We start from the raw sequence: 12,261 nt of genomic DNA, 5'->3' as shown, positions 1-12,261 counted from the left end.
CTATCCTCCAATACTTTCTTTATTCGCAATACCAGACTCAAATGGATCTGGTTGAAAACGACTACCATCTCTTGCTGCTAGATCTTCATAAGCTCTATAACGTTCATTGACCCAATTTTGAGCCATATGCATTAAATGTTCTGCTTCTTTTGGATTACTTTTTAATAATGCTTTATATCGAATTTCGTTATACGCATATTTTGAAAGAGGCATACTTGGTTTATTTGAATCTAGACGGAAAGGATTTTTTCCATAAGTCCGCATTCTTGGATCAAATCTAAAAAGAGGCCAATATCCTGTTTCTGTAGCAAAGTGCTGTTGTTGCATTCCTTTGGTCATATCAATACCATGAGCAATACAATGACTATAAGCTAGGATAATCGAAGGACCATCATAGTTTTCTGCTTCTCTAAAAGCTTGCAACGTTTGTTGTGGGTTTGCACCCATTGCAACTTGTGCAACATAAACATTACCGTAAGCAATGGCTTGTAATGCCAAATCTTTACGAGGTGTATGTTTACCACCCGTCGCAAATTTAGCAATTGCTGCCATTGGTGTTGCTTTGGAAGCTTGTCCACCTGTGTTTGAATAAACCTCTGTATCCAAGACTAAAATATTAACATTTTTGCCAGTTGCTAATACATGGTCTAAACCACCATAACCAATATCATAAGCCCAACCATCACCGCCAATAATCCAAATACTACGACGAACCAGATGATCAATCAAAGATAACATATTTTGAACACGGATATCTTTATCTTTTAAAGGAAGCAGTTTGACTTTTAGTGCAGCAATACGTTCTCTTTGCTCACGAATTTCTGATTCTTGCTCTTGAGGTGCATGAATGATTTCATCAATTAATGCAGCATCTGCAACATCTTTTAAGGCATCAAGTTGTTTAACAGCTAATTCTAATTGATTATCTGCAGCCAATCGATAACCCAAACCAAATTCAGCATTATCTTCGAATAATGAGTTAGACCATGCAGGTCCGCGTCCTTCATGATTTTTTGCCCATGGAGTAACCGGTAAATTACCACCATAAATGGATGAACACCCTGTGGCATTCGCAACCTGCATACGATCACCAAATAGTTGACTTAATAGTCTTAAATAAGGTGTTTCACCACACCCTGCACAAGCGCCTGGGAATTCGAATAAAGGTTGTAAAAATTGCACGCCACGAACGTTAGAAAAGTCAATATAAGCACGATTATTGACAGGAAGTGTTTCAAAGAATTTAATATTCTCTTTTTCCCGTTCAAAAATATCGGCTTTATCGATCATATTCAGTGCTTTTGTTTCTGATTCAATTGGACTATATGCTGGGCAAGCCTCAACACAAAGATTACATCCTGTGCAATCTTCGATATAAATCTGTAGAGTAAATTTACTTTCAGGATAGCCTCTAGCATTTACAGGAACGGATTGGAAACCTTCAGGCGCATTTTCAGCGTCTTTTTCATTGTAGTAACGAGAGCGAATAACAGCATGAGGGCAAACAAAGCTACATTGTCCACATTGAATACAAAGGTCAGAACGCCATTCAGGAATAACATCAGACACATTACGTTTTTCTAAAGCACAAGTACCACTCGGGAATGTTCCATCCGCAGGGACTTCACTGACTGGAATACTATCACCTTCAGCAGCAAACATTTTTGCCGTTACTTTTTGGATAAATTCAGGAGAATTTGCTGGCACTAATGGCATTTTTTCAATGACACTGGTTGCTTTTGCAGGAACTGCAACTTGTTGTAAATATTTCAACGCACCATCAACAGCGGCATAGTTTTGTTGAACAACATGTTCACCTTTACGGCCATAACTTTTTTGAATATGTGCTTTAATACTTTTAATTGCTTGGTCTTTATCCAATACACCAGAAATAGAGAAAAAACAGGTTTGTAAAATGGTATTAACCCTAAATCCTAAACCAAGTTCTTTTGCTACTGCCGTTGCATTGATAACATAAAACTTAATTCGTTTTTCAATGATCTGTTCTTGTGCTTCTTTGGATAATTTATCCCATACTTCGCTGGCATCATAAGGTGCATTTAGCAAAAAGACAGAATCATGAGAAGCAAGTTTTAAAATATCTTGCCGTTCTAAGAATTCGAATTTATGACAAGCAACAAAATCTGCATGTTCAATTAAATACGGAGCATCAATAGGATCTGGCCCAAAGCGTAGATGAGAGATCGTTTGAGCACCTGATTTATGTGAATCATAAACGAAGAAGCCTTGAGCATATAGCCCTGCATCTTCACCAATGATTTTCACACTATTTTTGTTCGCACCAACTGTTCCATCAGCACCCAATCCAAAGAAAACTGCTTTTGTAACTTTGCTGGATTCAGGATTTAATGTGCGATCAAATGTTAAACTTGTATGGCTAACATCGTCATTAATCCCTACAGTAAAGCTATTACGAGGATGTTCTTTATCAAGTTCAGCATAGACAGCCATTGCCATTGCTGGTGTAAAATCTTTATTGGATAGACCATATCGACCACCAATAATCACTGGCATTTCTGATATTTTTTTACTCGTAATCGCTTGCGCCATTGCCACAATAATATCTTGATAAAGAGGCTCACCACTAGAACCAACTTCTTTATGTTGTTCTAGAACAGCAATTTTTTTAACAGTTTTTGGTAAAATATCTAATAAATAGTCGACAGAAAAAGGACGGAACAATCGAACTTGAATAACCCCTACTTTCTCGCCTTTTGCTTCTAATAATTTAGCAGCTTGAATAGCGGTTTTTGCACCCGCACCCATTAGAATTAGAACTTTTTCAGGGTCTTTTGCACCATAATAGTCAAAAATTTTATACTGACGGCCTGTTAAACGTGCGAACTCATTCATTGCCTCTTGTAAAATATCAGGCACTTTTTCATAGTAAGGATTAACCGCTTCACGAGCTTGGAAGAATGTATCGGGGTTATGTGCAGTTCCACGAATAAATGGATTTTCAGGATTTAAAGCACGAGCACGATGCGCATAAACAAGATCATCATCAATCATTGTTCTTAATACAGAGTCATCCAAAATCTCAAGGGTATTTAACTCATGAGACGTTCTAAACCCATCAAAGAAATGTAAAAAAGGTACACGTGATTTTAAGGTTGCAACTTGTGAAAGTAATGCAGCATCGTGAGCCTCTTGTACATTACCAGAACTGAACAATGCAAAGCCTGTTGTTCTGGCTGCCATCACGTCAGAATGGTCACCAAAAATAGATAAAGCAGAGGTTGCCAACGCACGTGCAGCAACATGGAAAACGGTTGATGTTAACTCACCTGCGATTTTATACATATTTGGTAACATCAACATTAACCCTTGAGAAGCGGTAAATGTCGTTGTTAATGATCCAGATTGTAAAGCACCGTGCACTGCCCCAGCAGCACCACCTTCACTTTGCATTTCTTGAACGTGAGGAATATTTCCCCAAATATTTGTTTTAGCTTGTGCTGCCCATTCGTCAACCAATTCTGCCATCGTTGAGGAAGGCGTAATAGGAAAGATCGCACAGACTTCATTTAAACGATAGGCAACGTCCGCTGCTGCTGTATTTCCATCGATTATTGTTCTTTTACTCATCACTAAACCTCACCTTGCATATCAATGGCATGACATGGACATTGCTCATAACAAGCGGCACAACCAGTACATTTATTTAAATCGACATCATAACCCAAACCAATGCCTACTTTTGAAATGGCACCTTCAGGACACGCTGCATAACAGTTATCGCACTCATAACAGTTACCACAAGATAAACAGCGTTTTGCTTCATATTGAGCTTTTTGCTCGGTTAGGCCTTCAATAATCTCATTAAAATCTTCTCTGGCAGACAGCGGAAGGCCTGCTTGCTTAGATTTGATAGCATCAGAATAAATCGGTAAATTCATATCTCCATAATTAACAACTCTATGTTTTTCAGGAGCTTGATATAACGTATTTCTTAGCCATGCATTAATATAATGTGCAGCTTTCTTACCATGTCCCACCGCAGTGGTGACGGTTCTATCTGCAGGCACCATATCACCACCTGCGAAAATGCCAGCACATCCTGTTTGCATATGCGCATCTACAATAACAGTACCATCTTTTTTAAACTCAATACCGTCTATGCCATGTAAAAAATCTGTTTCTGTTGTTTGTCCAACTGCAAGAACAAGAGAATCAGCAGATAACGTTTCAAATTCACCTGTTGGAACAGGTCTGCCTTCATCATTTAAAGTGACTTTTTCAATCGTGATATTCGTACCATCCATATTTTTAATGGTAGATAACCACTTAATTTTAACACCTTCTTCTAAAGCTTCTTCAACTTCAAATTGGTGTGCAGGCATATGGCTTTGATCACGGCGATACACAATAATTGCATCATCAGCACCTAATCTTTTTGCTGTTCTAGCAGAGTCCATTGCCGTATTACCACCACCATAAATCACGACTTTACGGCCTAATAATGGTTTTTCACCAACACCTGTTTTCTTTAATAAATCAACAGCATTTAATATCTTAGCAGAATCACGTGCAGGAATATCTACGTGACTACCTGCTTGAGCGCCAATTGCTAAATAAACAGCATCAAATTTGCCATTTTTTTTCTCTGTTAAGACATCACTTACTTTATGATTAAGATGTATCTTCACACCAATGTTAATTAATCGATCAACTTCTTTTTGTAAAATATCACGAGGCAAACGATAAGCAGGAATACCAAAATGAAGCATTCCTCCAGACACTGGACCAGCCTCAAAAATTTCGACTTCGTGCCCTGCCATAGCTAAATGATAAGCTGCTGAAAGTCCACTAGGCCCAGCACCAATAATCATGATGCGTTTACCTGATGCTTCAACTGTTTTTTTAAACTGCCAGTTTTCATCTAATGCTTTATCACCAAGAAAGCGTTCAACAGCATGTATACTAACTGAACTATTGAGTTCTGCTCTGTTACAAGCGGTTTCACAAGGGTGATAACAAACCCGTCCATGAATAGCAGGAAAAGGATTATTTTTAGTTAATTCAAGCCAAGCCTCATAGTAATCACCAGATTGTGCATAGGCTAACCAAGCCTGTATATTTTCACCGGCTGGACAAGCCTCATTGCATGGGGGCAATAAATCTACATAAATCGGATGGCTTTTACGTTCAGAACCAGTTGTTTGTGGACGCATTAAATCCACAACTCCACTCATATCATGCGGACGTTTAATCATATTCAACTCCATTATAGATATGTGGTGAATAAACATTTCATCACGTAAATTATTATCCGTTCATTACCTTTAAATTTCAATTCATTTTATTAGAAATATTGTTATTTATTTTATATTCAAATGATCGGTAAACGCTGATAAGAAACAACTTTATAGTCTTAATATCAATATTAAGACTAATTTTATGAAGTTGTTTAGTTAATATTATTTATTTTGAATTTAGATAAATAAAAACGAATAAAAGTTATGTTGTAAGCTATGGCCATCTAACTCATTTAAAAGAAATTGAGTATGAATAATTGTTTTGATTTACTGTTATTATAAAAAGTTATTTTTTTACTTAATAAGCTAAACAACTATTGAATAGAGCTATTGTAAAATTTATGAAGCTCTTCTTTCCAATCTTTTTTTATTCCTACATTATTAGCATCTGTTACATCATCAATTAACCAATGATGATGTAAGTTAATTAAATTGAAATAAATATGTTGTTGCCCAGGATGATCGGTTGAAAAAGGATCATCTTTTTGAAAACTATCACTGCCATTGATAATAAAATCAAAAGAGACTTCGACCTTTGCAGTGTGTTGCGTTTGTTGTAGGACTTGAATATTTCGAACAATAATCCCATCCATTGTATCTTGGCAATTACAAAGAAAGTCATAATCTATGATACTAGCATCACCTTGAGCAGATGTAAGTTTATCATCTTCTTTAATAACTCTTAAAAAATCTGGAGAGAAAAACTGACTACTTTGAGAACTGGTTCGATCAAAACCGATATCATTTGCATCGTTATCTGATTGAGGCTGATAAAACGAATAAATCTTTTGGATTGTTTCTGTTGGTGTTGCTTGTGCGTAGGCAGGATGATGAAAGGTAAACGCTAACCCTACAAACGGAATGATCCATCCATATTTTTTAATAAACTGAAGATGATTTATTCGCATTTTAAACAATCCCTAAGATGGATGATATAACCTAAAAAGAAGAGATTTAAAAATACTCCTCTTTTTAGAATACTCAATTTGTCCATTTAATCTATAAGTTTTATTAAAAATAATGGCGTTTTTTTGAATAATTTTATTTCGTTTTTAGAGTGTTCATTGTGTGAATGGTATCTTCAAAAGAAACAAGTTTGCCATCAGATCCAAGTCCCATTGCGACTTTTGCGGCAACAGCAGAAGCAAAGCGTGCAGATTGATATAAATCCCATCCCTTGATTAATCCAACAATAATGCCTGCACTAAAACTGTCTCCACATCCTGTCGTATCGATAACTTCGATATCATAAGCTGGTAAAGTAAAGTCTTCACCTGTTTCTGGAGAAACATAAACACCATCTCCACCCATTGTGAGTACAGCATTCTTAACGCCACGATCTTTATAAAATTGTGCAATCGCTTTTGGATCTGTTAAGCCAGACATTTCGCCAGCTTCTTCTATACTAGGAATAAAATAGTCAATATAAGGTAGGCAAGGCTCAACAAGTGCAAATGTTTTTGCACTTGCACCAATTAAATCAAATGTTGTGGTTCTTCCTAATTCTTTGGCTTTTTTCAGCAGGCGAACGGTTGGTTCTCCATCAAAAGATTGTAAAAGACCAGTTCCACCGACGTGAATAATTTTAGCATCCAAAACAGCATCATATTCAGATTCATCAACATTAAAGATTGCCGAAGCCCCAGTGACATGTAAAGCAGGACGTCCACCACTTTTTGGGATAGGTAAAATAGATGCAGATGTTTGTGCTTTATCTGTTCTTTTAATAAGGGAGCAATCCACGCCAAATCCTGTGAGTTTAGAACAAATATAATCGCCAAGATCATCTTTACCGACGGTAAAAACACCTTGTACAGAAACACCTAAAATACCGCAATCCATCGCTGTTGCACCCGCAGTGCCAGAAACGGTCATTCGGATCTGATTAATGAGTTCTAATTTGCCTTCGGGAGGAATATGCGTAATGGGGCGACCTAATAAATCAACATCACATAATCCAATTGAGCTTACATCAAAACGAGGCATATTCTATTCCTTTCTTTATAAGTGATATTGGGTAATTTAGTTAGTCGACATGGCCATAATTACTGATTTTTTCAATGATGCCAGCCATTTGATCGTGAGATAAAATTCTAGGTTTTCCAAGTTGCAAAACACCATGATATTGCTTGGCAAGGGTCTCAACTTCTACTGCTAACCATAATGCTTTGGATAAGTTTGCTCCAACGGCAATAATTCCATGATGCTCCAGTAAACAGGCTTTGCGTCCCTCGAGTGCCTTTAACGCATGCTGAGAGAGTTCTTCTGTGCCAAAAGTAGCATAAGGGGCACAACGGATATTCTCTCCTCCAGCAACAGCAATCATATAATGAATGGCTGGGATTTCCATACCCATAATAGAGATAATGGTTGAGTATGTAGGGTGTGCATGCACAACTGCATTAATCTCTGGTCGTGCATTCAAAATATCTAAATGAAAACGCCATTCGCTCGATGGTTTTAATGGACCATGAACAGAACCATCCATTTCCATTCTTACAATGCTCTCTGGTTTTAATTGTTTATAAGGAATACTGGTGGGGGTAATTAATAAATAATTTTCATGACGAACGCTGATATTGCCAGAAGTCCCTTGATTAATCCCAAGATGGTTCATTTCAAGACATGCTTCGATAATAGCACAACGTTTTTCGAGTTCAGCGGGAGAAAAATTATGAGACATTAAATCACTCTTGATCTTAATTTGTTTCAAATACCAGCAGTCCATTAAAAATATTATTTTATAATGGATTGTGCCTTAAGATGCAGAGTATCTGGTCTTAGACAAATTCAGAAATAACGATTACTTTAATAACGTTAAGTTTACTTAAATTTTGTATCAAAGAATAATCTTGGATGATTATTAAATTATAAACAATCTACTTCAAACTATCCGATTACTATCAATCGCATATTCGTTACTTTATCATTACTTTTGTTATGTTACACTCATTAAATGAATACTTTTATAGATTATCCAAAATAATAAATAGATTCTTTCTATGAGACAACAATGTTCATTTTGGACATTTTTATAAAAAGATTAGCAATATCAGTTGTTATTTTAAGGATTAATTTAAGATGAAAAGTCAATATATTACCCCTGTTGTTACTATTTTTGATCCTCAAAAACGGATTGATAATGAAGAGAATTTAAAAGTTTATAATTTTTTAAAAAATAAAACTTCTGGATTTGTTGTTATGGGGAGTACTGGAGAATTTTTTTCTCTAAATGTAGAAAAATCAAAACAACTTATTAAATTAGCGGCATCTTTTCCAAAAGAAAATATGAAAGTGTATGCAGGCACTAGTCGTATGGATTTTCAAGAATCAATAGAATTGGCTAATTATGCACATGAAGTTGGTTTAGATGGAGTGATGATTATTAGCCCTTATTATTTTTCATTAACTGAAAATGAAATATATGACTATTACAGCGCTATTTCCAGTCAAACCAGTGCTAATATTTTTCTTTACAATTTTCCTGATCGCACAGGATATTCTATTTCTCCACAAACATGTTTAAAGCTTGCTGATAAACATCAAAATATTGTGGGAATGAAAGATACAATTAGCGATATGAATCATACTTGCGAAGTTATTAAAATTGTAAAAAAAGAAATACCTCATTTTAAAGTATTTTCTGGTTTTGATAATAACTTTGCTCATAATATTTTATCTGGTGGTGATGGATGTATTGGTGGATTATCCAATATGTTCCCAGAATTTGTTCAATCTTGGATGAAAGCTTTTGCAGATGAAGATTTAATAGCCATTGCTAATCATCAAAAGATTGTTGATCAATTAATAGCACTTAATAATATTAATAATCCTTTTATCTCTGTGTTTAAGAAAATATTGCAATTAAAAAATATTATTAAATATGATGATTCATATCCTCCTTTTAATTGTATTAATGATGATCAAGTTAAAGAAATTAAGAAAATTTTGAGTAAGGTTAATTTTCCAATTTAAAATTATTATGTAGTTTATTACATCTATAAAGGGGAATGATGATGATTAAACGTGCATCATACACAAACCCAACCTTAAATGTTGCCATTGATAAAATTTGGAAACGTTTAGTTCCTTTGATGTTTGTATTGTATTTTTTTGCTTTTATTAACCGTGTTAATATTGGTTTTGCTCAAGATGTAATGCAAGCAAATATCGGATTATCTGATGGTGCGTATGCATTTGGAGCAAGTATCTTTTTTGTAGCTTATGCTATCTTTGGTGTGCCTTCTAATTTATTATTAAATAAATTTGGTGCACGCAAATGGTTAGGAATTACAAGTATCTTATGGGGTGGCGTGGCTGTTGCAACAGCTTTTGTACAGAATAATATTGAGTTTATTATTTTGCGCTTTCTCTTAGGGATGACTGAAGCAGGATTTTACCCAGGCATTTTATTACTGGCCTCAATCTATTTTCCCAACAAAGTGAAAGGATCTGTGATTGCTACCTTTATACTATGTGTTCCGTTAGCGCTTAGTATTGGTTCACCTTTATCTGGTGCATTGATACAAATGCATCTTTTAGGTCTTCAAGGATGGAGTTGGATGTTTATTGTTGAAGGCGGTATAGGGGCTATTTTAGGAGCATTTGCATTATATTATTTGGATGATTCTCCGTCTTCAGCTCGTTTTTTAACGCAAAAAGAAAAAGATATTTTAAATAAAAAATTACAACAAGAAGAACAAGTTACACAAACTTCATCGATATTTCTTGCTTTTAAAAATTTAAACATTTGGTGTCTTGCAATTATTTATGGATTTATACAAGTAGCTGTTTATGGATTAATGTTTTTTCTTCCTTCTCAAGTTGCATCTTTAATCGGTTCTCAAACGGGATTTGAAGCCTCTTTAATTGCCGCTATTCCGTGGATTTGTTCAGGTTTCGGTGTTTATTATATTCCACGTATAGCTGATCATTATACAAATCATCGTATTACTATTGCTGCTTTATGTATGGTGTTAGCTGGTTTTGGATTGTTCTTTTCTACGATATCTAATCCTCTGATTGCAATCATTGCATTAAGTTGCAGTGCAATAGGCTTTTTATCTGTTCAACCTATTTTTTGGATATTACCCTCACAAATTCTATCTGGTCCTGCTTTGGCTGCTGGTATTGGCTTTTGCACAACAATTGGAGGTGTTGGATCTTTTATAGCACCTAATTTGCGTGTTCAAATAGATTTACTCATGCATAATAATTACGCAGGGTTATATACACTATCAATAATTGCGTTTTTCTGCACTTTTTTAATTCTAATGTTATCTTATGCTTCAAAGCATAATTATAAAACGATTGAAGCATGAAAAATATTTTAAGGAGTAATTGATCAATGCAAAAAATTTTGCAAATTGAGGACACTGATAATTTAATTGTTGCTTTAAAAGATTTAAAAAAAGGTGAATCTTTTATCATTGATAACAAAGAAGTTGTTCTAACAACAGATGTTAAAGCAAAACATAAATTTACAACAGAAGCAATTGCTGTTGATGGTGTGGTAAGCTTATATGGAACAGCTGTTGGTAAAGCAACAAAACCTATTGCTAAAGGTGAAGCGGTTACAACAGAAAATTTGCGTCATTATGCGGCTCCTGTGTCTCTTGAAAATGAAACGCCTTATCAATGGAATAAACCTGATGTTACTGCACACAAAAATGATCATTTTTTAGGTTATAAGCGGGAAGATGGTCGCATTGGAACCGCAAATTATTGGTTAGTTTTTCCACTTGTTTTTTGTCAAAATCGTAATGTGACAAAGCTAACAGATACATTAAATGAGGTTTTGGGATATTCAAAACAAAATACGTTAAAAGAGTTTGCATTAGAGCTGACGAATAATAAGATTCCATCTACTCCTAAAATTAAAAAACCTTTTCCTCATATTGAAGGCGTAAGATGTATTACCGTCACCAGTGGTTGTGGTGGGACAGCATCAGATAGTTTAGCGATGTGCGATATTTTGGCTGCTTATGCGGATCATCCCAATGTTGTAGGGATTACAGTCTTTATTTTAGGATGTGAAAAAGCACAACGCGAATTTTTTCAGGAAGCTTTAGATAAACGAAATCCAAACTTTAATAAACCGACATTATATTATAGGCAACAAGAGTGGGAGAGTGAAGAATCTATGATGCAAGCCGCATTAAAAGAAACATTTAATGCTATGAAAAAAGTTCCCCATACAACACGTGTTAATGTACCATTATCTCATTTGAAAATTGGCGTAAAATGTGGTGGATCTGATGGTTTTTCAGGAATTTCTGCTAACCCTGCGATGGGTCTGGTCTCAGATTGGGTTGTTGCATTGGGTGGATCATCTGCTTTATCAGAATTTCCAGAGTTATGTGGTGCCGAAGGTGATATTGTTCATAGGTGTATAACAGTTCAAAATAAACAAAAATTTCTTGATTTAATGAAAACTTATGAAAAATCAGCAAATTTTTTTGGCACCAGCATTTCCGATAATCCAAGCCCTGGCAATATTGCGAATGGCTTAATAACGGATGCGATTAAATCAACTGGTGCGGCTAGAAAAGGTGGTAGATCTCCTGTTGTAGAAGTTTGTGATTATAGTGAACCTATGGCTAACCAAGGGTTATCATTAGTATGTACACCAGGGAATGATGTTGAGGCGGTGACTGGTCTCGTTGCTGCTGGATGTAATGTTGTTATATTTTCTACAGGTTTAGGAACACCAACGGGAAATCCAATTGTACCTGTAATTAAAATTGCAACAAATAGCGAAATTTCCAATCGTTTAAATGATATGATTGATTTTGATTGTGGGGAAATTATTGAGGGAAAACCTTTGCCTGAAGTTAGTAAAGGTCTATTAAAACGCGTTGTTGAAACAGCTAGTGGTTCTTATCAAGTCAAAGCAGATCGTTTAGAACAATTTGATTTTATTTTCTGGAAACGTTCTGTCGATTTATAAGAATGTTCCATTGATATTAATGCCCAAAAAGAA

The 12,261-nt window shown here is 35.3% G+C and carries 8 protein-coding genes; 3 read left to right on the top strand and 5 right to left on the bottom strand.

Features of this window, described 5'->3' with window-relative positions:
- The 5 genes from nifJ to CIN_RS08320 form a co-directional block, all read right to left on the bottom strand.
- On the bottom strand, nt 1–3,609 hold the full coding sequence (gene nifJ / locus CIN_RS08340; protein ID WP_008854642.1) for a pyruvate:ferredoxin (flavodoxin) oxidoreductase: 3,609 nt from the start codon (nt 3,607–3,609) through the stop codon (nt 1–3).
- Between the two features lie 2 nt (nt 3,610–3,611).
- Entirely contained in the window at nt 3,612–5,249 is a 1,638-nt protein-coding gene (locus tag CIN_RS08335) for an NAD(P)-binding protein (RefSeq protein ID WP_008854641.1), read from the bottom strand.
- A gap of 344 nt (nt 5,250–5,593) precedes the next feature.
- A complete protein-coding gene (locus CIN_RS08330; RefSeq protein WP_008854640.1) occupies nt 5,594–6,187 on the bottom strand; it encodes a DUF3828 domain-containing protein in 594 nt (197 codons plus the stop codon).
- A 133-nt stretch (nt 6,188–6,320) separates the two neighbouring features.
- The gene (locus CIN_RS08325) at nt 6,321–7,265 is read right to left on the bottom strand and encodes a carbohydrate kinase family protein (RefSeq protein ID WP_008854639.1); all 945 of its coding nucleotides are present in this window, start codon (nt 7,263–7,265) and stop codon (nt 6,321–6,323) included.
- 40 nt (nt 7,266–7,305) lie between these two features.
- The gene (locus tag CIN_RS08320) at nt 7,306–7,962 is read right to left on the bottom strand and encodes a class II aldolase/adducin family protein (protein ID WP_008854638.1); all 657 of its coding nucleotides are present in this window, start codon (nt 7,960–7,962) and stop codon (nt 7,306–7,308) included.
- Nucleotides 7,963–8,360: 398 nt separating this feature from the next.
- Here CIN_RS08320 and CIN_RS08315 point away from each other — a divergent pair, with 398 nt between their 5' ends.
- The 3 genes from CIN_RS08315 to CIN_RS08305 are packed head-to-tail and all read left to right on the top strand — an operon-like array spanning nt 8,361 to nt 12,228.
- Nucleotides 8,361–9,254 carry a dihydrodipicolinate synthase family protein gene (locus tag CIN_RS08315; RefSeq protein ID WP_008854637.1) on the top strand — a complete coding sequence of 298 codons (894 nt, stop codon included), beginning with the start codon at nt 8,361–8,363 and terminating at the stop codon, nt 9,252–9,254.
- 35 nt (nt 9,255–9,289) lie between these two features.
- Nucleotides 9,290–10,600 (top strand): MFS transporter, encoded by a 1,311-nt coding sequence (locus CIN_RS08310; protein ID WP_008854636.1) that lies wholly within the window; start codon nt 9,290–9,292, stop codon nt 10,598–10,600.
- A 26-nt stretch (nt 10,601–10,626) separates the two neighbouring features.
- Entirely contained in the window at nt 10,627–12,228 is a 1,602-nt protein-coding gene (locus tag CIN_RS08305) for a UxaA family hydrolase (protein WP_008854635.1), read from the top strand.
- Nucleotides 12,229–12,261 lie beyond the last annotated feature (33 nt).

The sequence above is a fragment of the Commensalibacter intestini A911 genome, from assembly GCF_000231445.1.
GTDB classification, from domain to species: Bacteria; Pseudomonadota; Alphaproteobacteria; order Acetobacterales; family Acetobacteraceae; genus Commensalibacter; species Commensalibacter intestini.
The sequence above is the reverse complement of the archived record's forward strand: the minus strand, read 5'-3'. Positions and strand labels throughout refer to the sequence as shown.